Below are 22,838 nucleotides of genomic sequence, written 5' to 3'. Positions count from 1 at the left end.
TCTAGTGGACGACGATGACGGTCCGCATCTTGTCGGCGTTATAGTCGTATCCGTCGCCGATCATGTAGAATCCCGGATTTCCCGACTCGTAGTAGCGGGAGTCCGACCCCGCGGCGATGGTGCCTGTAGAAAAGCCGGGGCTCCCAATTGACGCTCCGGCAGGCGAGGCGGTCTTACCTCCGCTGAACGATGTGGGCCACGGGGCGCTGTTCATCGTGGCGTCGCCCAAGAACGACGCTGTATGCGGGATCGTGTCGTAGTTATGGAAGAGAACGGACTCTCCGGCGCTGACGGAAATCGTCTGCGTTTGCGTCGTGCTGCCGATCGCGTAACCGAGCTCGAGACCATAGTGCGGATCGTTGAACGAGAGTTCGCCGTTCAGACGGACGCCGATCGTGTAGAGCGTCTCGTCGTAGACCTCTATGTACCCTTTGCCGGTCGACCCGTCGTAGATGGTCAGCCAAATATCGCCGTCCGGGCCGAGCGTGACCCCTCCAACTGCAAGGGCGCTGTGCGGAAGAACGGCCGTCGTCTCGGTGTGCTTGACCGTGTCAAATCGTAAGAGTACGTCGGGCGTGTGCGCGCTATTCGTCCCCCAGACCTCGTTGTCCGGACCGAGCACGAGCTGGTTCGCATCGACCGCTACACCGAAGGTGAAGATGCCGCCGCTCGGGGTTGCTTCGAAGAAATCGAGCCCGGTGCCGCATGAGCCGGTAGCCCAGAGGTTACCCCCGCTGTCCTTCACCATCGTCGCGTCGACGTAGTTCACTGTGGTTGGACACGAGTTCGAAATCGGGAATTCGGTGACGGCGCCTTGCGGCGTCACTCTTGCGAAGCTGTTCGTCGCATTGTCGAGGAACCAGACGTTCTTGTCTCCCCCGACGGCGAGGGCAACGGGATTTTCGCCCGCAGGCAAAGCGTACTCCGTGATCTTTCCGGCCGAAGAGATGAAGCCAACCGATGACGGTGAAGACTGCGCAAACCATTCGTTCCCGTCAGCGCCCTTGGTCAGCGCGGTCACGTGGCCGCTGTCCGGCAAATCGAAAATCTTTTGGGTTCCCGTCGTCGTCATCGAAATGACCGCGCTCCCCCCGCCCCACCAGAGCTTCTTATCGATGCCGGAATTCAGCGAACGATTGTCGGAGAGAGCGAATGGCCAAGCATTGGTCTGGACGCCGCTCGCACTGATTTGAAGTAAATCTTCGTTCCCAAAACCTAACACGTATAGGTTGCCGTCCGGACCGGTGACGATCCGTCCACCTTGTCCTTGATAGAAGACGTTTGGGTTCAAATATGACGCTACGAAATTCTTCCCGACGACGCCGGCGTCTGGCTCGATCGCGGGGTAGCTGCTTGCAGTCAAGGGTCGAGCACCGGCGCTCGGCAAGACGGCTGTACCGTGCCCACACCCTGCGGCGAGAAACGCAATCGCGGACGCGACCAAAATCGTCCGTTTCATTCCGGAATAACTCCTAGAGGATACCAGCGACGAAGACGATTCATTCGTTGTCTTTGCGCCTCATGTCCTCGGAACCGTCGGTGCTCGTGACCACGGCGGCGGCCATCGCGATCTTGTGATCTTTGTTCCAGGGCGGTCCGACGGCCCGCCGGAGTTTGAGAAAGTATGCGTCGAAATCCGCGACGCGCAACGCCTTGCCGGCCGCGGCCAACACCTTCTTGGCATCGAACCAGCGGACCGGCCAGCCGCGCGCCTCTGCAGCGCCGGCGAGCGCCCTGCGATACATCACCCAGTCGGCGACGTTTCGTGCGCGGTAGTCCGCAATTCGTTCGGAAATCGTAGCCGGGAGTTCTGGACAATCACGAAGGGCGATGCCCAAGATCCGCGGCACGGCCGCGCTGACTGCGTCCAATGCGAGCGCTGCGTGCTTCTCCGCCGACGCGCGCACGCGTTCGACGAGCGCGACCGCCTCATCAGGCGGCAGCAGCTGGCCCTCGTGATGATGGGGAATCGCGGGCAGGTCGTCGTCCACGAGCTCCACGCGGCGGCGATCGAGCAGCGTCCCGTCGCGCGCCACGGTCACGAGGACTGCCCAACCGCCGTGATCCGATACGCCGACCACGCCGCCGTTCTTCGACATGCCGCTCGGTTTCGGCGAAAAGCAGACGGCGCCCCGGCTTAACGGCACAATCGGTTTGCTTCTCCATATGTGATTCGGAACGAGCAGGTCGGGCACGCGCTCGTGCGAAGCGAGCGAGCAACTATTACGTTGACGCGATGCACGCCGACCATTTTGGAGAAGCGATGAAAACGACGCACGTCCTCTTGCCGCTTATCGCCGCCACACTGGCATGCACAGCGCCGAGCGGTGCAGCTCTCCCAACAGCGACGACTTATACGTATGTGGATCTCGGCGCCGGACCAAACGGCAAAGATGCGTACGGCTACGGCGAAAGTCCCACTGCGCAAGCCGGTTCGTACTTCGATCACACGATCTCGTGCGGCAAGGCGTGTTCGTCCAAGATCTACTATCCGCTCGCGTGGTCGGGACCCGGCTCGCATCCGATCGTGCTCTTGCCTCAGTTTTATGCCGAAGGTTGGGCGTATGGTGCAGGCGGCTCGCTGATCGTGGGGACCCTGATCACAAACAACGGCGGCTACTTCGGATTTCCCCACGCCGCGTTGTGGCAGGGTTCGAAGCACGTCTTCACCGACCTCAACCCGAACGGCAGTTGCGGAAGCTGTTCGCCGGGATCGAACGCCTACGACACCAACGGCACGTTTATCGCCGGATCAGGCGGATCGCCGCTTCACGCGCTGTTATGGAAGCTCGGGCAGTTGAATACGCCCGTCGATCTAAATCCCACCGGTGCCTCGTATTCCGAAGCCTACGTCGTGCGCGGCACCGAGGAAGCGGGCTACGCCTTCTCGACGACCACGAATTCCAACCATGCCGTGCTTTGGAGCGGCACCGCCGCCAGCGCCGTGGACCTCACACCGTCGACGCTATCGAGCGCCTATGCAACCGGGTTGGGAAACCGGAGCGAGGTCGGCTGCGGCACGCTCGTCGGAATGACAGCTCTCCACGCGCTTCTCTGGCACGGCACCGCCGCGAGCATGAAAGACCTTCACCCGCAGGGGTTTACCGATTCGTGCGCGCGCGCCGCCCATGGATACGTGCAAGTCGGATACGGACACTATAGCGGCACCGGTGCGATTCACGCACTGCTCTGGAAAGGAACCGCAAAGTCCGCGGTCGACCTTCAGCAGTTCTTGCCGACAGCGTTCACGAGTTCCGAGGCCTATGCGATCGACATTGCCGGCGATGTTGTCGGCTCGGCGTACTCGACAACCACGGGATCGTGGCATGCGGTGATCTGGGTGCCTTGATTTCTGCAAAATAGTGCGCAAAAACCGATGCAGCCGCCGCCACGACGCGGATTGTGCGAACGAAACGAGAACTCGTCAGACGATCTCCCTTGGGGCGGACGGCTGCGCATGGAAAATGACTTCTGGTTTGAGCCCGCTTGCAAGTGTCTGATAGACGACACAATAGCGCTCCGTCAGTTTTTGCAGCGCCGCAAGTTCTTCAGCTGTCGCATCGGAATCAAGGTCGAAACGAAGCCGGATGTTCTTGAACCCGACCGGCGCGTCTCGGTCCACGCCCAAGGTCCCGCGGAAATCTAGGTCGCCCTCCGCCGATACGGTGCCGCCGCGCAGGCGAATGTTTTTCGCCGTTGCGACGGAGCGCAGCGTGACGCCCGCGCAGGCGACGAGCGCCTGAAGCAAAATGTCGCCCGAACAAGCGAGAGTTCCGTCACCACCTGTTGCCGGGTGCAGACCGGCCTTCACGAGCGCGCGCCCGGTCTCAACGCTACAGCTGAGTCCGTCGGGATCGTCCACGCGTCCGTGTGCCCGCAACGTGATGAGCGCGGCGGCGGGTTCGGCTCGGTAGCGGTCTTTGATCGGCGCCTGTAACGCGCGCAAGCTGTCAGAATCCACGTTTTTTCTCCGTGCCGTTCGAGAATGGCGGCCTTCGGCTGCTCGTCGTCGGAGCCCTAGCCGGCGCCGAAGGTCGAGGCCGCAGGCGTCACGATACGCATGCTAAAAGTGGCCGCAGTCGCTGCTTGTTTTGCTAGAACCGTTGGAGGAACGCTATGCCTCGATACATGGTGGAACGCACGTTTAAAGACGGACTATCTATTCCTACCACAAACGAAGGGGCCAACGCTTGCCTTTCCGTCGTCGACAAAAATGGAGGCGTCGGCGTGACGTGGGTTCATTCGTACGTTTCAAAAGATCATACAAAGACGTACTGCATCTACGATGGTCCGAGCGAAGACTCCATCCGCAAAGCGGCCGAGCGCAACGGGCTGCCGGTTGACAGTATTTCCGAAGTCAGCGTTCTCGATCCGTATTTCTACCACTGAGCGATGTAGGGCGTACGCTCGATTACTTGATGATGGTGACCTCGACGCGGCGGTTCAGCGCACGGCCGCCTTCCGTTGAGTTGTCCGCCACCGGACGCGTCAAGCCGTAGCCCTTCGCGACCAGAACTTCTTTGGCGACGCCGTGCTGCACGAGCCAGGCGACCACCGACTGCGCGCGTTCATCGGAAAGGTTCAGATTGTAGGCTGCGCTTCCCTGATTGTCCGTGTGCCCGGAGATGATCCAGTGCGCCTTCGGATGGTTCTTGATCAATTGTAGGATCGTTTGGAGAGAGCTCGCGCTATCGGCGCGCAGTCGGGCGGACGCCGTATCGAAATGGATTCCGTAGATCGCGACGGTTCCGCTCAGGTCCAGCGCCTGCTGCGCCGCACTCACGTTTTCGCGATGGCGGTGCAGCACGAACGTCGCCTCGCCGACGGAGCCTGCCTTTAGGTCGACCAGCTGCACCGCGCTGTCATATCCGATCGCGTCCGCGTTCACCGAGACCAGACCCGCCGGTATCCCGCGCAAGGTGGCCTTTCCGTCGGACCCAGCCGATGCATTCATCTGCGCGGCAGCGAGCGACGCGCCGGCGATCGGTTTGCCCGTGTCGGCGTCGGTCACCGTGCAGTGGATCGCCACGATGTATTGGAACGGGCGCGGATTGACGAGGATGCGGACGAAATCAACGGCGTAGCCGTCGAGCTTATGCGTCGTCGGATCGTCGATCAAGAGACTGACCGTCCCTGACCTTAGAAGCGGCCAATATTCCGGAAGGAGACGCAGCGTGACGAGCTTGCCGATCGGGCCGGTTTGATCCATCTGGTTGATCGTGTCGCCAAAGTTCGGAAGAAGTGTGCCGTTGAGCGTGACCTGAAAATGCGATTTCCAGACTGGTGCTTGGAAATCGTCGAGGAACATCTGGAACAGCACCGCATGGATCGTCTGCGGCAGATCGCCGACATAGATGGAGATCGGTTGCGGCAAATTGTCTGGCCGCTTGCTGCAGCCAGCGTAACCGTCGCCTCCGCCGTTCTTGATGTCTGCGCCTGTGACGCCCGAGCCGAGCATGATGCGATCCGTGCCGGCCGGCGCGCCGGGGCGCGGCGTGCACGGGTATGGATGGGGCGGCGTCGAGTCGCCAGAGAACGGGGTGAAGTTCGGCGGCCATCCGTAACCGAGATTGTTGATGTCGCCGGTTCTCACGAGGAGCTCGGCTTCTGGGCCGCTGACGGTCCGCTCTGTCATGGAATCCCAGCCGTGCGCCAATCCGGTCGGTTCGGCTGGAACGGTCGGCGACGGGGACGGCGGTGGCGATGTCGGCGGCGATTCACCCGGGGCCGGCGAAACTTCGCCCGGCGATGCGGTCGGCTCCGCAGACGCCGACGGGCTTTCGGTCGCACCCGTCGCACTCGCGGACGACGCGGTTGGTTGCGCGGACTGCTGCGCCGTTGAAGACTGGCGCGAACACGCGGCAGTCGAAGCAACGGTAAGAGCAACGACCATCAGAGCGATAGTCCAACGTGTAGGCATTGTCGAAGTATTACATCGGTGATGAACGCTCACCCGCCCGCCACGGGTATCAAGAGATGCGAGTCGTACGTCGCGCCGGTATGGATTGAATGCCACCCCTTATTCACGGTCGGCCTATGCCGGAATGCCGGATAGCGGTCGGCGTCGCGGCCGAGAACGTCAATGCGCAAGGTGGATCCCGCTTCGAAAAGTGTGCTTGACGCGAGAATCTCGATTTCGACGGGAACGATTTCATTCGGTTGCACCGGATCGGCCTTGAGGTGGGAATGCCACGGCATTCCCGGTCGGCTGAGCCGCGGATCGGTCGCGCGATGGGATACGCGCAGCCAACCTTTCGCAACGCCGTCTTTTGCGAAGCCGTTGTAACCGTAGAAATACATCTCGCCGCCGACTGCATCGAACTTGCGCAGCTTCACGAAGAGATCTAAATCCGTCCCCGCGCTCGTTGACACCCACAACTTCAGACTCATCGTGCCGGTGAGTTCCGTTTCCGCCGCAAAGCGATGCGTGAAGCTCGCCCGATCGGGCGATTCTCCTTTTCTTGTTGCGTATCGGGCTTGATGTGTCTCCCTCGGAAGTCGCGATTCGAACGTGCCGTCAGCGCCGTTGAGGTACAACGGCGTGTAGGTGACGTTCGGAAGCGGCCATGCGCTTTCTCCGCGCACCTTCCACCGAGAAAGCGACATCCGCACCTCAAGCCTGACGCGGGGCGTCTCGTTCCAGCCGTTGTCTGCGCCTTTGAGAAAATGGTCAAGAAATCGCCGTTGCGTGTCGCGCGCCTCATCTCCATAGAAGGTCTCCCACTTGCGCCGGCCGTGCGTGAATAGCCACTTTTGCGTGGAAGCGATGTTTTCGAAGCCGAGCAACGAGCCGCGCGTGTGCAACCCTTGATCGGACCAGCTCGCGCAGACGAGCGCCGGAACGTCGATCATGGCTAGTGCAGGGCGTTTGCTCGCCCACCAATCGTCGTCGAACGGGCGCGCGTCGCGCTCGCGAAGAAAATCTTCAGCCATCGCAAAGCGTTTGTTCCGCCCGCGTTTCATGCGGTTGTTCCACCAGATCGGCACAAAGCCGGATTCCCGCACGCCATCTTGGTATGCGAACTCGCGAAGCAGATCGGTCGCACCCTCCCACGGGATGATCGCCTTGAGGGCCGGTGGGCGGAGCGCTGCCGCCTTCCACTGCGACATCGCCAGGTACGAAACTCCACATAGGCCGACGGCGCCTGTCGACCACGGCTGGCGCGCGCACCATTCGATGAGTTCAGCATAGTCCAGCGCGTCTGTCGGCGTCCATGCGCCCGCGCTCCCCTCGGATCTGTGCATCCCCCTTGCATCGACTTGGATTACGTTGTATCCGGCGTCAACCCAAAAGGCGGGATCCGGAGACTCAAAACCGGTCAATCGAGAGCAGTTCAGCTTTCCGAAGCTCACGCCGGCTAGGCGCATGAAGAGCATGCCGATTCGATCCGGCGTGTTGTCTTTGCCGTATGGCGTCACCGATAGCACGATCGGACGCGGCACCCCGTCATCCGGGCGAAAGACGCTTGCGAAAAGGCGCACGCCGTCTCGCATACGGATTCCGGCGTCGCGGTCTACGATCACGGTTTGCCTGCACTATCATCCGTCGCGCCTAGTAGATCCGCGCTCACACGCCGCATTGAATGGATCGCGATCGGGCACCGCCGACGGATCGACCAGTTTCTCGCTCGCGCAGATCTTGCCATCCTCGACTCGCGCGGTAGCCGTCGTGACCCGAGTAACGGGAAGTCCATACGAAGGTTTTGCCGTGGCCGGTGTCTCTATGATCATCAGCGTAGCGCTGTGCACGCTGTCCGAAAGAGCATCCGCTCGATGTGCGCGAAGCGTTGAGCGCGACGTAAGTTCGTTCGAAAGGTATATGCGATGTCGGAATATACGCTTTCACAGGCTACCGATCCGGAAACCGAACGACAGCGGTTGGCGTTGCTGCAGCAATGCTTCGACCCTTTATCCATTCCGTGTCTCGAGCGGACCGGAATCGCAGCCGGCTGGCGCTGTATCGACGTCGGAGCCGGGGCAGGGTCGATCTCACGATGGCTGGCCGAGCGCGTCGGGCCGGCCGGTTCCGTCCTGGCGGTCGACCTTGACCTGCGTCTGCTCGAACCGCATATTTCGCCGACTCTTTCGGTTCGCCGACTCGACATCCGGCGGGAAGAGTTGCCGGAGAATGTCGATCTCGTCCACTCTCGCCTTCTGCTAGAACACCTGCCGGAGTATGAGGCTGTTCTGCATCGGATGATTCGCGCGCTCCGTCCGGGCGGTTGGCTCGTGGCCTCCGATTCGGATTTTCGGGCCGTGCGCTTGAGCGCGCCGGATCCGGCATTCGATCGCGTCGCCGCTTCCTTCGCGGCTGCGACGCGAGCTGCCGGTTGGGATATGCAGCTCGGCCCGTCGCTCGCACCGCTATTTGAAACTGCCGGTCTGCGAGATGTCGCGTCTGAATCATCGCAGACCTATCAGCGAGGGGGCCCGCGTTCGGTGCTGCTCGCCTCATCGTATTTGCGCCTCCGCGACCTTCTGACTCAGCACGGCGCGACCTCATCCGACATCGAATACGTCGCCGGACGGATGGCGAGTCCGGCTGTCGGCACCTATGGTCCTACGATATGGACGGCGTGGGGCCGCAAATCCGGCGAGTGATCAGGAAGGCTGAACTCGTGACGGCGTCAGGTATTGCCGAGTTTCGTGGGTAACGGCTCCGACGGCATGACACCGGTGGAATCGGATGCGGACGCGATCGTGATCGGCGCGGGTGCGGCAGGTCTCGCGGCCGCGCGAAGTCTCGCCCGCCGATCGCTGCGCGTGATCGTTCTCGAAGCACGCGACCGGCTTGGCGGCCGCGTGGTCTCGCACACTTCGCAACCGTCCGGCGTGCGCGCTGAACTCGGCGCGGAATTTATCCACGGGCCGGCGCCGGAGACGAGGATGCTGCTGCGCGAGGCCGGCATCTCAAGCGTGGACACCGGCGGCGAGTCGTGGACGCGCGGCGAAGACGACGACTTGCATCGTGACGAGCGCGACTTCATGATCGCCGCGCGCATCTTCGAAGAAGCTCGCAAACTTCGGGAAGACGAAACGGTCGATCGATTTCTTCGCCGCTTCGAAAACGACGATTCGATGCGGGATGCGGCCGAGATGGCGCGAGCCTTCGTCGAAGGCTTTGACGCCGCGGACCCGGCGATCGCAAGCGTGCGCTCCATCGCGGACGAGATATATGCCGGCGCGGACTTTGCAAGCGCGCGGCCAGTCGGCGGCTACGGACCGATGTTCGATCGACTTCGCGACGACTGTATCGCGGCCGGAGTCCGTATCTCTCTTTCGACCGTCGTTCGCAGGATCTCGTGGCGCCGCGGTTCGATACAGATCGATGCGCAACTCGATGCTGGAGAAGGGCGCTCGTTTCGTGCCCGAACGGCAATCGTGACGCTGCCGATCGGCGTATTGCGCCAGGGCGGCGCCGACGAGGCGGTCGTCTTCGACCCAGATCTCCCCGCGTTCAAACACGAGGCGCTTCGACGCATCGAGATGGGCCACGTGGTCAAGATCAATCTCTGGTTCCGGACTGCATTCTGGGGGCGCCTCCACGGCGGGCGCTATCGCGACGCCGGCTTTTTTCGCTGCTTGGATCAGCCGTTTCCGGCGTATTGGACGCAGTTTCCGCGGCGAAGTAGCCTGATCGTGGCATGGGCAGGTGGCCCAAAGGCTATAGCGCTCCGAGGAATGTCCCCGAAGGAACGTATCGAACGCGCGCTCGACGGGTTCGGGTCCATGTTCGGAGCACTCGACCTTGCACGCCGGGAATTCGACGCGGCATTCATGCACGACTGGAGCGGCGATCCATTCGCGCGTGGCGCGTACAGCTACGTCACCGTCGGCGCCGATGGTCCGCGCGCAGCGCTTGCAGAGCCGCTCGATGACGCGTTATTCTTCGCGGGCGAGGCGACGTCGAATGACGGCCAGGGCGGCACGGTGAATGGAGCGCTTCAAACCGGTGAGAGAGCGGCTCGCGAAGCTGCGACGTCGCTTGGCGCTGTGAGAGATAGATGACTGAAACCGCTTCGTCGGTCCTTGGGCCGTGGTCGAATTTCTACACGATCACCGGATCGTCGGCCGGTGCACTCACGGGCCTGATGTTCGTCGTGATCACGCTTGTCACCGGTGTGGAGCGCAGCAAGCGCAACCGTGACGGGATTTCGGCGTTCAGCACGCCGACGGTCATTCACTTCGGGGCGGCGTTGCTCGTCTCCGCGATCCTCAGCGCGCCGTGGCCATCGCTTGCGTATCCGGCGTCGCTGCTCGCGATCGCCGGCATCCTCGCCGACCTCTATATACTTCGCGTGTGGCTTATCACGAAACGATTCAAGGATTACACGCCGGACTTCGAAGACTGGATATTTTACACGATCCTTCCTCTCGCTGCCTACAGCGTGATCCTCGCCGGCGCGATCATGTTGAATTCCTCGCCCGTGGCGCCCTTTGCGCTCGCCGCCGCTGCTCTGTTGCTGATCTTCATCGGCATCCGCAACGCATGGGACGTCGTGACGTATATCGCGATCGAACGCACCCCTTCGCCCTAAGATGGACTTTGCGTTGCGGCGTTGCGGCCCAGGTGACGAGTCAGCCTTATCGTTGATCGGCCAGGCCACGATTTTGGAGACATACGCTGGGATCGCGCAAGGATCGGATCTGTACGCGTATGTGACCAAATCCCTCGGCGCCGAAAACTTTCGAGAATTGCTCGCAAGCGATCGAGCGTGCATGTGGGTTGTCGAGACCGCCGTGGGCAGCTGTGCGGTCGGATACGCGCTCCTTGTGGGTGGCGAAGGCGAAGAGCCATTTGCAGCGACCGAACTCGAGCGCTTGTACGTGTTCTACCGCTTCCATGGGCTTGGCCTCGGCAAGCGGCTAATGGACGAAGCCCTCGCGTTTGCGCGGGCGAAGAACGCAACCTCGATGACCCTGCGAGTCAATTCGTTGAATGCGCACGCGATCGCGTTCTACGAGCGCTATGGATTCAAGACCGAATCCGAAGAGCCGTTTCGCGCGGGCGAGCGCGACTACCGCGTGCTCGTGATGCGGTTACGGCTGAATTCACCGCTATAGCGGTTGCGGATGGATGAGCGGATAGGCTACCAGTCCGACTACCGCGCCGGCAGCGACGAGCAACGGATCGGGCACCCGCTTGAAGTAGACGGTAGCAGCGAGCGCGGTGAGCCCGACGGTAATGGTGAGCGCGTCTGCCAACACCGATTTCCCGACGAGATATGACGTGCCGACCAATACGCCGACGACTGCAACCGTCACGCCGCGCACGAATCCCTGAAGACGTGCATTTGTCCGGTATCGTCGCAATAGAGGCGTGCCCACCACCGTGAAAAGGAACGACGGCAAGAAAATACCGATCGTTGCCGCGATCGCGCCGCCGAATCCGCTTAGCAGATAGCCCACAAAGGTCGCGGTTATCACGACAGGGCCGGGCGTCATCATGCCGATGGCGACCGAATCCAGAAACTGTTGTTGGCTGAGCCAGTGGTATTGGTCGACGACGTAGGTCTTCAGAAATGGCACGATCACGAGTCCGCTTCCGAAAACGAGCAACCCTGTCCTGAAGAAGAAAAAGAACAATTTCGACGTCATCGCAGGGGACGTCCAAAGGGCAAGCATGCCGACGAAAGGCGTCACTCCCCGCGCCGTCACGGTATCTTCGGGCTGCGGATGGTTGCCGTCATGACTTGGTGTACGCGAAGAGGCCGAAAAAATGAAGACACCGAGGACGCCGGCGGCCAAAAAAATTGCGGTCAGTTCTTTCTGCACCATCAAGGTGATGGCGCACGCCGCCGCAGCGATCAGCCACGCTATCTTGTCGTCACGCACGGTTTTTTGTGCTAAGTTCCAGCACGCCTTGACGATGAGCGCCACGATGACCGGACCGATGCCGTAGAAGAGCGCGCGGACCTCCCACGCAGTTGCGAAGCGAACGTAGAGGTATCCGGCGGTCACGACTATGGCAAATGGCGCGATCGCGAACGCGATCGCTGCGGTCAAAGCCCCGCTAAACCCGCGCAGTATGTATCCGCAATATATGCCGAGTTGGTACGCGAGGGGGCCGGGGCACGCTGTGGCTATCGCAAGGCCTTCATCGTACTCCTGGGGCGTCAGCCAATGCCGCTTCTCGGCAAGATCTGTGCGCATATGATTCGCCAGCGCGACCGGTCCCCCAAAGCCCACAGCGCCAAGTCGAAGAAAATATAGGCCGATCTCCAGGACGCTCGGAGCCTCACTCGGACTCCCCGTGCGCCCAGGCGCATGCAAAGTGGGCCGACTGGCGTCGGCCCCTTCATTAGTCTTGGCGGCCCCTTCATTCATCGATGCGAGGTCGATCGATTGTGCGCGAGGATATTGAAGAGTATTCCAGGCGGCGTGGCGTCGGGCCGCGAGAAGTCGAGCGTTTCACTGACGCGCGCGCCGAAGGCTGTCACCGAGTTTTTTGCAGTGATATCGACCATCGGTCGAAGCGCTCGAAATGGCGGGGCGTTTGCGGTCGCGGAAAAGGCGTGATACAAGGGTACGGCCATCGCGTCGTATGTGGAGAGCGGCCGCATGCCGAGGATGATCTCGATGGTTCGAAGCACGCTCACCGTGGCATAGTGATCGTGAATCACGCCGCCGCGAGCGAAGGGCGATGCGAGGTAGAACGTGGTGCGTTGATCGCTCACGTGATCGGCTCCGTCCTGCGAGTCATCCTCGATGATAAAAACGGCCGACGAGCTCCACGCGGGCGAGTGCGAGATCTTCTGCACGATCAAGCCGAGCGCGTAATCATTTTGCGCCACGAGAGCGACCGGAGTCAGCTTGCCCGGCCGGCTGCCGTATGTGTGATCGTTGGGCAACCAGATGTACTCGAGCTGCGGCAGAGTGCCGCTCTTTTCGAACGCGTCGAATTCGCGGCTCCACTCCTTGACGCGGTCCACATCGCTGTAATCGAGATCCCAGCCTACATAGTTCGGATCGTAGCGTCCGTGCAGCGTCGGAGCGATCGGTTCGGTAGCGACGAGCCGCTTGACGGTCGCCAATTCGCCATAATCGCGAAATGACACGTGGGCGGCGGCGGCTGCATCCCACATGTAGCCATTGCGCGCCGTGCTGGCGCCCCATCCGGTGAACGTCTCGTCGTCGTCGCGTCTGCCGCCGTATGTCGGCGGCCAGAACCGTTCCACGAAGTCGTTCGCGAACGCCGCATCCGACCAGTTGTGCCCGGGGTCGCTGACCTCCCCGCTTGTGTATGTGTCGTCGAACAGCCCGAACTGCTTCGCGAGCGAGTGTTGGTTCGGCGTGACCTTGGCGCCGAACCAGACGAGTTTCGGATCGCCGTTTCCGGAGCTCATGTCGCCGAGCACTTGATCGTACGACCGGTTTTCCTTCAGTATGAAGAAGACGTGCTTGATCGGGCCATGGGGCCGGACGACGGCATCCTGACCTGCATCTTGCCATCCAACTGCGCCTTGCGGATTGCCTTCGCTCGCTCCAAGGCGATCGAGATCGAACGTCCTGATCGAGCCGTATTGGATCGCGCCGATATAGTCGACGTTGCTCGTGCTCCTCGGATTGAAGCGCGGGTTAGCGTGCGTCCGCTCGCCTTTGCCATCGATGATGTACAGCTGTCTTCCGATCGGCACCACGTCGGTCGGATACCATCCGGCGGCGATGCGCGTGACGAAACGATGATCGCGCAAAACCGCCACTGAATTCGCGGCACCCAAGGTCACAAACACAAGAGCGTCATGCGCGGCGAGCGCATTGGGCGACGATCCGGAAAGGCGGTCGCCGCCATTCTGATCGCCCACGAAAATAGTGGCCGACCTTCGGTGGGTGGTGGTGTCGATGACATCCACGGCATCCGCGTCGCTGGCCGCGACATACAGATCCGAACCTTCGATCAGGAGATCAGATGGATGCAGCCCGGTGGAAATTCTTGTTGTGAGGAGAGAAGTTCGATCGATAGCGACCACGCGGCTGCCCGATCGGTCCGTGGCGAAAACGGTCCGGCCATCCTGAGAGAAAACAAGCGGTCCGGGATGCAGTCCGATTTTGGTCGGCCGTGCGCGGGCGAGTTCATCAAGCGCGCCGATCCGCACCGAGCCGTCGCCGTCGCCCGCCACAGCGTAGATGCCGCCGCTCTTAGCGATCGCGATCGGATGTGATCCGTGCGCCATCGGTATCGTGCGAATCGACTTCGAGGCGAGATCTATGTTGAAGAGGGCATCCGCGTTATCTCCGGCGACAAGGACATGATCTGCGTCCAGCCAGAGTGGGCGGCCAAACGCTCCCGCAAGAGGTATTTCTGCCTTTTGAGCGAGCGTCGCGACATCGTACACGAGCAGTGCCGCGGGGTTGACGCCGGATGTGACCACTGCGAGGGAAGTCCCGTCCGGCGACGCTGCCGCACCTTGAGGCATGGTCTCCGTCTCTCGCGAAAGTCCGTTCGGCGGCCGGACTATCCAGCCGTTCGGCAACACCGAGTCGCCGCCGCGCGCGTACGACGCCGCCCCGCCCGTCAGCGCCAGCGCGGCCGCGATCGCCGCCAAACGTGCGTTCATGCTTTTTTCTCCGCGAGCACAATCTCGATCGGCATCACGTGCTATCCCTCAGGCCAACATTCGAATCGAACGCGCCTCGACGCCTGCCGGATCTCTTAGCTGGTCTCTTAGAAGAGGTCGTTGATGGAGAGTGTTTCACCGACCCAGCCGCGCGTGAATTGCGCCTTCACGTAAGCGGCGTCGTCGGCGCTGCCTTCCCCCTCGAGCGCGATCGAGAGGCCGAAGAGCGACCGAGGATTGCGTGGATTGCGCGCGAGGTCGTCGCGAAAAACGCGCTCGGCGCGCGAAAAATCGCCGGTCTCGCAGTACGCCGCTCCAAGCGCTTCGCGCGCAGGTCCGTACCAGTCCGGCGGCTCGATATAGAGAAACGAATCCTGAATCCTTACCGCGTCGCTAAGTTTGTCGATCGCACCGCTTCGATCGGAGGCGGCCCACGCCAGTTTTGCCCCGAGCAGATCCCGCGCCACACCCAGTATCTCGTGAGAACCGTTGAGAAAACCGTTGACGCTTTGGACCTGCATCAAGCGGTAGAATTGCTCGACCGCCGCAAGGTCACCACGCGCTCCTTGGAGGTCACCGGTTTCGACGCTCGCCATGCCGCGCGCGAAGCGCCAGACCGGCATCCGCAACGGCTCATTCGCTGAATCTTTCGGGGCCGGCATCGCCAAGATGTCGTGCCAGCGCCCAAAGCGCACGTAGACGAAGAGCAGCGGTTCGATCGCGTCTTGGCCGACCATCTCTGCGGCAGCCCGTCGCGCCGCCGTGTAGTCTCCTTGCATGGCCGCCGCGGAAGATAAGAAGAAAAGGTCGTGGCCGAAATATCCGCCGCCCTCTCGCTCGTGCATCGCGCTTCGATCGTGCATCGTTGCCGCAACATTGCTCGCGATCGCGTCGGCATAGTCGCCGGTCCGCATGAATGTGTGCGCCGGCATGTGGACAAGGTGCGCGGCGGCGGGTTCGAAGACCATGCGGCGCAGTCGGAACGCGGAAGGCAGTGCGCGCTCGGGCGACGTCGATGCCTCGGTCGCGTGGATAAGAAAATGGTTCGCGCCGATATGCTCGGGATCGCGCGCGAGCACCGTCTCGAGCGTCGTGACGATTTCAGCCGTGCCTGCGATCGGAACGCCTGCGGTCGTGTAGAGTGCCCATGGATGAAGGTCCATCTCGCTCTCTGCGAAGAGCGCCGCCGCGTCGCTATCGTCAGGGTACTTGTGATAGACGGCGCGCATCGCATCGCAGTACGCGTTTCCCAGAGCGTCGCCATCCGATTGCGGCTTGTCGGAGTAGCGTTGGGCGAGTGCCGCGATGAGCGCCCGTTCTTCACCCGTGGCGCTGCCGCCGGACGCGAGCGACTCTGCCCGCGCTATCGCTGCCATCGCGGCGCGTTCCCCGGCCGGGGTAATCCCCTCGTTGATATTGGGGCCGTACGAGAGTGCGACGCCCCAGAATGCCATGGCGAGCTTCGGATCCGCGGCCGCCGCTTGTTGGAAAGCCCGGCGCGATGCCTCACGATTGAACGCGTAGATGAGGGTCAAACCCTGATCGAAATACGCCTGTGCCGTCGAGTTGGACGTCGACACCGGATGGTGTGCGCGCGCGAAAGTCTGCGCCGATGCTGCCTGTCCGACGATCATGACCGCCAACAGAAAGACGGCTGCCCGTTCAAGCATGCGACCACCTTACGCGAGCGCGCATTCATTCTCTTTTCAGCAAGCCTCGTAATCATATGAGCGCGGGGCAACTTGGGAGGGGGATTCACTTTATGCGTTCTTCGATCGTATTGGCAACCGCTGTGTTCGTTCTTTCATGCGCCGCCGTAGCCAGCGCGCAACAGGCCGGCGCGCTCGATACGGCGTTTGGTCAGAACGGCAAGATCACGACGAACATCAGTGCGGTGCCGACGGACGTGCACGTCCTCGCGGACGGACGCATCGACGTGGTCGGCGGAGCCGGCGTCGTCCGCTTTTTATCCAATGGTGCGTTCGATACGGGCTTTGGGAGGGGCGGCGCTGCGGCCGTAGGCTTCAACGCAGTTTCGGAGGCGATTCAAGCCGACGGCAAGCTCGTCGTCGTCGGCACTCTGCTCAACTCGTATGGCAGCCCGCTCAACGCGGCGGTCGCGCGGCTGGACCCGTCCGGCAAACTCGATCGGACATTCGGCGCCAACGGCGTCGTGAACATCAACTTCGTCAACGGGGCCGTGTCGTCGGGCGCCGTCGTCATTCTTCAACCCAACGGCAAGATCGTCGTCGGCGGGTTAGCGCGCATCGGCGTCTGTCGTCTGACAGTGGATACCGGCTTCGCGCGCCTCAATTCGAATGGTTCATTCGACGGCAATTTCGGTTACGGAGGCATCGTCGCGATCCAAAGCGCCTACCGTTCGGCGTTCAACAGCCTCGCGCTGCAAAGCAACGGCAAGATCCTCGCGCTCGGCGACGGCACGTCGGTGTTGCGTCTCCTTTCGAACGGTGTTCGTGATTCGAGCGTCACCGGCGGAACGATCGCATCCATCGCCCACGTGGGCACCGGAACGTTCCAGCCGGACGGCAAGATCGTTGTCGGGGCGAACTACTATGAAGACAACGGTTACGACTGGGATCTGCAGCCGCAGCGCTACTTGCGCAGCGGTTCCACCGACCCCGCATTCAGCGGACCGGTCATCGACTACGGCGGGAATTATCCGCCCAACGACGTCGTTGCCGACAACCCGTATGCGATCGTGGTCGATTCGGTCGGCCGAATCGTGATCGGTGGGATGTCGCAGGCCCCGGACTATTCGAGCAAATTTGGCCTCGCGCGGTTTGTGCCTAACGGCAGTCTCGATACGACGTTCGGAAAAGGCGGCACGCTTATGACGCCGTTCCTCATGCATGCGGAAGTGACGGCGTTAGCGATTCAGCCCGACGGCAAGATCATCGCCGTCGGCGCGACGAGCACCGCAAAGCAATACGCTCCGAATCGTCTCGTGCTCGCTCGGTACCTGGGACCCTAGTCTGGATCGATCGCAGGGGGCCGGCGCCCGTCGGCCCCCTTCGTCGTGAACTACCTAGCTGAGGTTCCGCCCGTAGTCCAATAGCGGTTTCGCCCTTTTTGCAAGATCGATGACACGAGCGACGAGTTGCCTGCTCGTGACCTCCTTGTCGGTGAGGTCCTCGCCGACCGTGAAGGATCCGAGCCGGAAGTAGCGTGCGATCGGGCTGTCGGCGCACGATTCGAAACCGCGCGGCATCCGTTTCAACGCCTCGTGTTCCACGGAGAGCTTCAATCCGTTGCGTTCGAGTGCTTGCAGCATCGTCTGAAAGCGTTTGGGATTTCTCGCCATCTCCGACCGCCAGCGCTGCAAAACCGGTTTGTCCAGCTCGTAGAAAGCGATCGCTGCGAACGACTGCTTCGGCTGTATGTGGATGTAAAGCCCGCCAGGCTTATCGCGCGTTCCATCCGACGGAAGGTAGGCGCCCAAGTTCGTTTTGTATGGCCGCTTATCCGGCGAAAAGCGGACGTCGCGATAGATGCGGAAGGTGGAACGCGTCGGGTCTGCGCCGATCGGGATCCTCGCTCGGCGTAACGAGTCTGTCACGTCCGAGACCAAGGCTTGCAGCGGCGCGAGCAGTTCCGTCTCGTAGATATGCTTGCGCGGAACAAACCAATCGCGCTCGTTGTTCTTCGCTAGCTCCCGCAAGAATTTCATCGCCGCAGGCGAGAATCCGGTGAACTTCGGTCCGGCCTTGGACGTCATGACCGCGCCAATTCCCGCCCCCGGACGGTGACCCTGCAGTCTGCAATGAAGAAGACACCGCCGTCGGCGGTGTCTTCTTCGTCTTCAAGCGCTAGGGGCGTCAGTAGATCGCCGTCGCGAAAAAGTTCTGGTCCTTCCAATAACCGTAGGCGACGATCACGCGGCCGACGGCCACCTGACCGGTCTGCTTGGCGTCGAGGGCAGGCTGGTCGTCGATGACTATCGTTCGAGTGGCCTGCTGCACGGTCACGAGGTGACCTTTCACGATCGTGATGGTACCACTGACCGTATCGTGTCTCATACCGTCCGGGCAATTGCCGTTTGGCACCCAGACGTCATTCACCCACGTTCCGCATGACGTATCGACGTACGGCGGCGGGTCGGCGAGCGCAGGGGCAAGCCCGAACACGGCTGCCAAGAGAACTGCGTAAACGTATTTCACAAAACCACTCCCTTCCATGAATTCTTATACCCCTGGCGGAAGTGGTCAAATCGTATACTCACGCTTGGTCGGTCGGCGTCCCGATCGCGATATTCGATTCGCGAATATCACACGAGCGCCACGACACCCGTTTTCAGTGTATAGACCCCGCCGAGAATCTCAAGCGTTCCCGCCTTCACGGCTGGTCCGATGACCGGCCCCATCGACTTCAGTCGAGCTACGTTTTCTCGTACGTTTTCGGCGATGGTGTTAGCATAGATATCGCCGGGCTCGCGGAGCACGGCTTGCGCAGCCGGTTTGATCGCTGTGACGATGTCTTGGATATTGCCGGGCACAGGCGGGCTTCCCGCCTTCAGATTGTCGACGGTGGCGTGAACGGCTCCGCAACTCGAATGGCCCATCACCAGAAGAACCGGTGAATGGAAGTGCGCGATCGCGTACTCCATTGAGCCTATACCGCCCGACTCGGCGTAATTGCCGGCGATGCGGACGACGAAGAGGTCGCCAAGCCCCTGATCGAAGATGATCTCGGGCGGCACGCGCGAGTCGGAGCAGCTGAGGATCACGGCCCACGGCGCTTGCCCGGAAGCGAGCGCATCGGTTCGAGTGAGATGATTCAAATCAGTCGAAGCGCCGGTTGCGAAGCGCTTGTTTCCGGCGACGAGCCGTGCGAGCGCCTGGGAAGGCGAGAGCGTGGTGACGGGCGGCCCCGCTGCCGCGATTGCAGCAGCGCGAAAAGCCGGCACGAGACTTGCCGCACTCAAGACCGCGCCAGAAAGCATGAAATCGCGTCTTTTCAAACCCATAGCATTCTCCTAAAGGAACGCGACGACGCAGGGTGGCATCGAAATTACCGTGATCTCGAGGCGCTCCTCATATGCCTACAGGTCAGTCGATTCCGTCTCTTTCTCCTTTGAGAAGCGATGATCGCGAGGATTTGGCACGGCACCGTGCCCGTTGAAAAAGCCGAACGCTATCTCGAACTCATGCGAACCGTCGCGCTCCCGGACTATCTGCGAAGCCCTGGCAACAAGACAGCTCTCGTGCTGCAACGCCGCGATGGCGATCTCGTGCACGTCACAACGTTCACGCTGTGGGATTCGGTGGATGCGATTCGCACGTTCGCGGGCGACGACCCGGAGCGCGCCAAATACTACGATTTCGATCGCGACTTTCTCACGGAGCTAGAGCCTACCGTTCGTCACTTCGACGCGTACGACTAATGACGCGCTAGGCGCTGTCGGTGCGCTCAGCTGTCGTCGGCTGCCCATCATCGTGAAATTCGGCCGAGCGATGCGCCTTGCGATTGATGCGCAGCTCAAACACGTCCGGCCGTCCGTAGTGCCCGGCGACGTCGAGCGTCCGACGTGCGGACGCTGACGCCGCGGGATCGCAGTCCGCAAAAAGAATGCCCTTCTCTTCGTGCAGGGGCCCTGCGACGATCTTTCCGCCGGGCGCTACGATCACCGAATCTCCGGGATTGATCCACATCTCTTCGCGATAGATCTCCGAACGAAACGGAAACGTCGCCGGGATGTCGCTTGTGTGGATGCAGCTTCCCGAGCCGATGACCCAGCAGCGTCCTTCCGACGCGATGTGCTGCATCGACGCCGCCCACGTCGGTCCCTCATCCCATGTGGAGGCGATATAGATCTCGATGCCCTGCGCGTAGAGCGCGTATCGCGCGAGCGGCATGTAGTTCTCCCAGCAGATCAGACCGCCCACGCGGCCCGATGGCGTGTCGATGACGCGAAGTCCGCTGCCGTCGCCGATCCCCCAGACCATGCGCTCCGGATTCGTCGGCATCAGCTTGCGATGGCGATTGAGGATCGCGCCGTCCGCGCCGATCGTTATGAGCGTGTTGTACATCGTCGTCCGGCTGAACTCGCTGTTGAGCTCGTCGATGCCGCATACGATCGTCACGCCGTGACGGCGCGCCGCCTCCTGCAGCGGCTGAAGGTCGCCGCGCGTCAGATCGACGGCGTTCTCCAAGAGCTTCGTGTAGACCGGCCCATTGATATCGTATCGATCCGGCGCCACGCGCCAGACCCAATCTGGATAGCCGGGAATATACGTCTCGGGAAACACGATGAGCTGTGCGCCGCCGGCCACCGCCTCGTCGACGGCGGCGACGGCTTGACGTAGCGTCGCTTCACGGTCGTAGTAGACCGACGGATATTGGACGACTGCGACGCGGTGCGATGTGCTCTTCATGATGCGGCGATTTCCGCCGCACGTGCGCCGTCCCCCGCCTTAGCTCGTTTCTTCGAGGCGCAGCGGCCGTTGGGCGGCGATCGGCTGGTGGCACAGCGCGCAGCAGAGCGCTGTTTCGCGCTGCATGCTCTCCGTCGTGTGCGAGTCGAGTTGATCGATCGCGATGGCGAGCGCTTCCATGGCGTCCGCGCGACAGCGGAAAAATTGTCTTAGCGAGAGGTGCATGCCGCCCGCCGCGGCGGTCGCCTTCTGACCCTGGAGGTCGCAGCGCACGAGTATCTCACGCAGCCGTTCGCCCGCGGCGTCGCGAGCGAAGGTCCGATCGACGAGAAACTCTATCGCTTCGCGGCAGGTACCCACGTTCAAAGTTTCCCGAAGCCGAAGAGCAAGCGGGTCTCTTGAGAGCAGATGCGGCCTGCGCAGCTGGCGCAGTAGTTTGCGGACCGCGATAACCGGCCGGTCAAGTTGGATCATCGTGCCTAATGGTTAGCATATCCGTGGCTTTTTGTGCTTCAAAGGGGTATCACATGATCATCAAATCCCTATCAAATATGGCGATTCCGCCGGGGCGATGCGATGAAGGGGTCCGCAGGGCGGGAACCGCTCGCGTCAAACCATACCGGACATCCAGCAGCCCGGGGAATTAGCCTTGAGTCAGGTGTTTGAGTTCGGTCCGTTCCGTCTCGATTCGAGAAGCGAATCGCTATCGTGCGACGGACGCGAGATCCACCTCACGGCAAAGGGGTACGCGACCCTCCTTCTGCTTGTCGAGCGCGCCGGCTCGCTTGTCTCTAAAGACGAGATACTGGCATCCGTCTGGCCGAGCGGCTTTGTCGAGCCGGCCAATCTCACGCAAACGATCTACGTGCTGCGCAAATCGCTTGGGGACGCGGACGGGCGGCTTATCGAGACTGTGCCCAGCCGCGGGTACCGGTTCACACCGCCCGTGCAGTCAAGCCCGTCGTCGAACGGCGCGACCCATGCCTCCGCTCATTCCAATAAGGCGCGAACACGGATTTTCGCCGTTGCGCTGCCGCTCGTCATCGCGGCGCTGCTCTTCGCCGTGTTCGGAAACCGTCTGTTCCCGCCGGCCCATGCGATCGCAGCACCTAATCCCCAAGCGCTGCGCGACTATATCCTCGGCCGCCACTACTGGAACGAGCGCACCATCCCGAACATCAAGCTCGGTTTGCACTATTTCAATGCGGCGCTCGCGATCGCTCCCACGTACGCGGCCGCAGAGTCCGGAGTGGCCGACAGTTATTCGGCACTTGCCTATTACGGGCCGTACAGCGCGCAGCACATGCAGAATTTGAATCTCTCACGGTCGGCGGCGCTGCGCGCCATACGATTCGACCCGAACTCCGCGGAAGCGCATGCGTCGCTCGCGTTCGTCGACGAGTTCCTCGGTCGGGCATATCGCAATGAAGTCGGCGCAGAATTCCAGCGATCGATCGCGCTCGATGCTCGCTACGCGACTGCGCGCGAGTGGTATTCATGGTATCTCTTCAATCACGGAAAGCTGCAAGACGCGATCGCACAGATGGTGCAGGCACGGAGCCTCGATCCGCTCTCCCCCGTCATCAACGAGGCGCTCGGCACTCAGTTCTACTTCAGCCGCCGCTATACCGAAGCCGCAGACCAGTGGCATCTCGCTATGACGATCGATCCGAACTCCGAAAACGCCTACTATGGCGCGGGCTTAGCGGATGAACAGTTGCGTCAGGATCAGCGCGCCGAACGCGAATTTCAGCACGCGCTCACCATCGCTCCGACAGACCCGGATGCGATGAGCGCGCTCGCGCACGTCTATGCGAACGCGCGCGACCCGCGATCCGCGCTTCGATGGCTCGCGCGGTTCGCGAACATGAAGCCCACTCCGGCATAC

General features: G+C 61.7%; 24 protein-coding genes. 10 read left to right on the top strand and 14 right to left on the bottom strand.

What is annotated here, in order from left to right:
* Nucleotide 1: 1 nt before the first annotated feature.
* Together VKT51_11455 and VKT51_11450 are read right to left on the bottom strand one after the other, a co-directional pair.
* Nucleotides 2-1,459, bottom strand: a complete 1,458-nt coding sequence (locus VKT51_11455) for a hypothetical protein (GenBank protein HLJ84781.1) — start codon at nt 1,457-1,459, stop codon at nt 2-4.
* 40 nt (nt 1,460-1,499) lie between these two features.
* Nucleotides 1,500-2,147, bottom strand: coding sequence for a hypothetical protein (locus tag VKT51_11450; protein HLJ84780.1), 648 nt, complete (start codon nt 2,145-2,147; stop codon nt 1,500-1,502).
* A 116-nt stretch (nt 2,148-2,263) separates the two neighbouring features.
* On the opposite strand from VKT51_11450, the gene VKT51_11445 reads away from it, so the two are divergent.
* On the top strand, nt 2,264-3,349 hold the full coding sequence (locus VKT51_11445) for a hypothetical protein (GenBank protein ID HLJ84779.1): 1,086 nt from the start codon (nt 2,264-2,266) through the stop codon (nt 3,347-3,349).
* A 75-nt stretch (nt 3,350-3,424) separates the two neighbouring features.
* Here VKT51_11445 and VKT51_11440 read toward each other — a convergent pair whose 3' ends face one another.
* Nucleotides 3,425-3,961, bottom strand: coding sequence for an OsmC family protein (locus tag VKT51_11440; protein ID HLJ84778.1), 537 nt, complete (start codon nt 3,959-3,961; stop codon nt 3,425-3,427).
* 155 nt (nt 3,962-4,116) lie between these two features.
* On the opposite strand from VKT51_11440, the gene VKT51_11435 reads away from it, so the two are divergent.
* On the top strand, nt 4,117-4,389 hold the full coding sequence (locus VKT51_11435) for a DUF4242 domain-containing protein (protein ID HLJ84777.1): 273 nt from the start codon (nt 4,117-4,119) through the stop codon (nt 4,387-4,389).
* A 22-nt stretch (nt 4,390-4,411) separates the two neighbouring features.
* Here VKT51_11435 and VKT51_11430 read toward each other — a convergent pair whose 3' ends face one another.
* Complete coding sequence (locus tag VKT51_11430; GenBank protein HLJ84776.1) at nt 4,412-5,635, bottom strand: OmpA family protein; 1,224 nt, start codon at nt 5,633-5,635, stop codon at nt 4,412-4,414.
* On the opposite strand from VKT51_11430, the gene VKT51_11425 reads away from it, so the two are divergent.
* The gene (locus VKT51_11425) at nt 5,634-5,942 is read left to right on the top strand and encodes a hypothetical protein (protein ID HLJ84775.1); all 309 of its coding nucleotides are present in this window, start codon (nt 5,634-5,636) and stop codon (nt 5,940-5,942) included. The genes VKT51_11430 and VKT51_11425 overlap by 2 nt on opposite strands.
* Nucleotides 5,943-5,949: 7 nt before the next feature.
* Here the strand turns inward: VKT51_11425 and VKT51_11420 are convergent, their stop codons facing one another.
* Together VKT51_11420 and VKT51_11415 are read right to left on the bottom strand one after the other, a co-directional pair.
* Nucleotides 5,950-7,524 carry a CocE/NonD family hydrolase gene (locus tag VKT51_11420; protein ID HLJ84774.1) on the bottom strand — a complete coding sequence of 525 codons (1,575 nt, stop codon included), beginning with the start codon at nt 7,522-7,524 and terminating at the stop codon, nt 5,950-5,952.
* 15 nt (nt 7,525-7,539) lie between these two features.
* Nucleotides 7,540-7,731, bottom strand: coding sequence for a hypothetical protein (locus VKT51_11415; protein ID HLJ84773.1), 192 nt, complete (start codon nt 7,729-7,731; stop codon nt 7,540-7,542).
* Between the two features lie 93 nt (nt 7,732-7,824).
* On the opposite strand from VKT51_11415, the gene VKT51_11410 reads away from it, so the two are divergent.
* From VKT51_11410 to VKT51_11395, 4 genes are read left to right on the top strand one after another with little or no spacing between them, the layout of a single operon-like run.
* Nucleotides 7,825-8,601, top strand: a complete 777-nt coding sequence (locus tag VKT51_11410) for a methyltransferase domain-containing protein (protein HLJ84772.1) — start codon at nt 7,825-7,827, stop codon at nt 8,599-8,601.
* A gap of 33 nt (nt 8,602-8,634) precedes the next feature.
* On the top strand, nt 8,635-10,008 hold the full coding sequence (locus tag VKT51_11405) for an NAD(P)/FAD-dependent oxidoreductase (GenBank protein HLJ84771.1): 1,374 nt from the start codon (nt 8,635-8,637) through the stop codon (nt 10,006-10,008).
* A complete protein-coding gene (locus VKT51_11400) occupies nt 10,005-10,538 on the top strand; it encodes a hypothetical protein (GenBank protein HLJ84770.1) in 534 nt (177 codons plus the stop codon). The genes VKT51_11405 and VKT51_11400 overlap by 4 nt, the downstream gene beginning before the upstream one ends.
* A 52-nt stretch (nt 10,539-10,590) precedes the next feature.
* Nucleotides 10,591-11,064, top strand: a complete 474-nt coding sequence (locus VKT51_11395; GenBank protein HLJ84769.1) for a GNAT family N-acetyltransferase — start codon at nt 10,591-10,593, stop codon at nt 11,062-11,064.
* Here the strand turns inward: VKT51_11395 and chrA are convergent.
* From chrA to VKT51_11380, 3 genes are all read right to left on the bottom strand, one after another.
* Nucleotides 11,059-12,327 carry a chromate efflux transporter gene (gene chrA, locus VKT51_11390; protein HLJ84768.1) on the bottom strand — a complete coding sequence of 423 codons (1,269 nt, stop codon included), beginning with the start codon at nt 12,325-12,327 and terminating at the stop codon, nt 11,059-11,061. The two genes, VKT51_11395 and chrA, sit on opposite strands and share 6 nt — an antisense overlap.
* Complete coding sequence (locus tag VKT51_11385) at nt 12,324-14,558, bottom strand: alkaline phosphatase family protein (GenBank protein HLJ84767.1); 2,235 nt, start codon at nt 14,556-14,558, stop codon at nt 12,324-12,326. The genes chrA and VKT51_11385 overlap by 4 nt, the downstream gene beginning before the upstream one ends.
* A gap of 107 nt (nt 14,559-14,665) precedes the next feature.
* Nucleotides 14,666-16,228 carry a hypothetical protein gene (locus tag VKT51_11380; GenBank protein ID HLJ84766.1) on the bottom strand — a complete coding sequence of 521 codons (1,563 nt, stop codon included), beginning with the start codon at nt 16,226-16,228 and terminating at the stop codon, nt 14,666-14,668.
* A 122-nt stretch (nt 16,229-16,350) separates the two neighbouring features.
* On the opposite strand from VKT51_11380, the gene VKT51_11375 reads away from it, so the two are divergent.
* Entirely contained in the window at nt 16,351-17,550 is a 1,200-nt protein-coding gene (locus tag VKT51_11375) for a hypothetical protein (GenBank protein ID HLJ84765.1), read from the top strand.
* Nucleotides 17,551-17,604: 54 nt separating this feature from the next.
* Here VKT51_11375 and VKT51_11370 read toward each other — a convergent pair whose 3' ends face one another.
* The 3 genes from VKT51_11370 to VKT51_11360 all read right to left on the bottom strand — a co-directional run bounded on the left by VKT51_11370 (nt 17,605) and on the right by VKT51_11360 (nt 19,518).
* Nucleotides 17,605-18,294 carry a TIGR02453 family protein gene (locus VKT51_11370; GenBank protein HLJ84764.1) on the bottom strand — a complete coding sequence of 230 codons (690 nt, stop codon included), beginning with the start codon at nt 18,292-18,294 and terminating at the stop codon, nt 17,605-17,607.
* Between the two features lie 100 nt (nt 18,295-18,394).
* Entirely contained in the window at nt 18,395-18,736 is a 342-nt protein-coding gene (locus tag VKT51_11365) for a hypothetical protein (GenBank protein HLJ84763.1), read from the bottom strand.
* A 107-nt stretch (nt 18,737-18,843) separates the two neighbouring features.
* A complete protein-coding gene (locus tag VKT51_11360; GenBank protein ID HLJ84762.1) occupies nt 18,844-19,518 on the bottom strand; it encodes a carbonic anhydrase in 675 nt (224 codons plus the stop codon).
* A gap of 141 nt (nt 19,519-19,659) precedes the next feature.
* On the opposite strand from VKT51_11360, the gene VKT51_11355 reads away from it, so the two are divergent.
* The gene (locus VKT51_11355) at nt 19,660-19,959 is read left to right on the top strand and encodes a hypothetical protein (GenBank protein ID HLJ84761.1); all 300 of its coding nucleotides are present in this window, start codon (nt 19,660-19,662) and stop codon (nt 19,957-19,959) included.
* Between the two features lie 7 nt (nt 19,960-19,966).
* On the opposite strand, the gene VKT51_11350 is transcribed toward VKT51_11355, so the two are convergent.
* Nucleotides 19,967-20,950, bottom strand: a complete 984-nt coding sequence (locus VKT51_11350) for a carbon-nitrogen hydrolase family protein (GenBank protein HLJ84760.1) — start codon at nt 20,948-20,950, stop codon at nt 19,967-19,969.
* Nucleotides 20,951-20,989: 39 nt separating this feature from the next.
* Nucleotides 20,990-21,424, bottom strand: coding sequence for a hypothetical protein (locus tag VKT51_11345; protein ID HLJ84759.1), 435 nt, complete (start codon nt 21,422-21,424; stop codon nt 20,990-20,992).
* Between the two features lie 184 nt (nt 21,425-21,608).
* Here VKT51_11345 and VKT51_11340 point away from each other — a divergent pair.
* A partial coding sequence (locus tag VKT51_11340; protein HLJ84758.1) for a winged helix-turn-helix domain-containing protein occupies nt 21,609-22,838 on the top strand: 1,230 nt, incomplete at its 3' end.

Source organism: Candidatus Eremiobacteraceae bacterium (assembly GCA_035295225.1).
GTDB lineage: Bacteria > Vulcanimicrobiota > Vulcanimicrobiia > Eremiobacterales > Eremiobacteraceae > JABCYQ01.
The sequence above is the reverse complement of the archived record's forward strand: the minus strand, read 5'-3'. Positions and strand labels throughout refer to the sequence as shown.

Coding starts and splice junctions, on each gene's coding strand:
- VKT51_11425 (HLJ84775.1), top strand. CDS start 5,634: ATGGAATCCCAGCCGTGCGCCAATCCGGTCGGTTCGGCTGGAACGGTC.
- chrA (HLJ84768.1), bottom strand. CDS start 12,327: ATGAATGAAGGGGCCGCCAAGACTAATGAAGGGGCCGACGCCAGTCGG.
- VKT51_11360 (HLJ84762.1), bottom strand. CDS start 19,518: ATGCTTTCTGGCGCGGTCTTGAGTGCGGCAAGTCTCGTGCCGGCTTTT.
- VKT51_11370 (HLJ84764.1), bottom strand. CDS start 18,294: ATGACGTCCAAGGCCGGACCGAAGTTCACCGGATTCTCGCCTGCGGCG.
- VKT51_11410 (HLJ84772.1), top strand. CDS start 7,825: ATGTCGGAATATACGCTTTCACAGGCTACCGATCCGGAAACCGAACGA.
- VKT51_11435 (HLJ84777.1), top strand. CDS start 4,117: ATGCCTCGATACATGGTGGAACGCACGTTTAAAGACGGACTATCTATT.
- VKT51_11400 (HLJ84770.1), top strand. CDS start 10,005: ATGACTGAAACCGCTTCGTCGGTCCTTGGGCCGTGGTCGAATTTCTAC.
- VKT51_11345 (HLJ84759.1), bottom strand. CDS start 21,424: ATGATCCAACTTGACCGGCCGGTTATCGCGGTCCGCAAACTACTGCGC.
- VKT51_11350 (HLJ84760.1), bottom strand. CDS start 20,950: ATGAAGAGCACATCGCACCGCGTCGCAGTCGTCCAATATCCGTCGGTC.
- VKT51_11445 (HLJ84779.1), top strand. CDS start 2,264: ATGAAAACGACGCACGTCCTCTTGCCGCTTATCGCCGCCACACTGGCA.
- VKT51_11385 (HLJ84767.1), bottom strand. CDS start 14,558: ATGAACGCACGTTTGGCGGCGATCGCGGCCGCGCTGGCGCTGACGGGC.
- VKT51_11380 (HLJ84766.1), bottom strand. CDS start 16,228: ATGCTTGAACGGGCAGCCGTCTTTCTGTTGGCGGTCATGATCGTCGGA.
- VKT51_11355 (HLJ84761.1), top strand. CDS start 19,660: ATGATCGCGAGGATTTGGCACGGCACCGTGCCCGTTGAAAAAGCCGAA.
- VKT51_11430 (HLJ84776.1), bottom strand. CDS start 5,635: ATGACAGAGCGGACCGTCAGCGGCCCAGAAGCCGAGCTCCTCGTGAGA.
- VKT51_11455 (HLJ84781.1), bottom strand. CDS start 1,459: ATGAAACGGACGATTTTGGTCGCGTCCGCGATTGCGTTTCTCGCCGCA.
- VKT51_11415 (HLJ84773.1), bottom strand. CDS start 7,731: ATGATCATAGAGACACCGGCCACGGCAAAACCTTCGTATGGACTTCCC.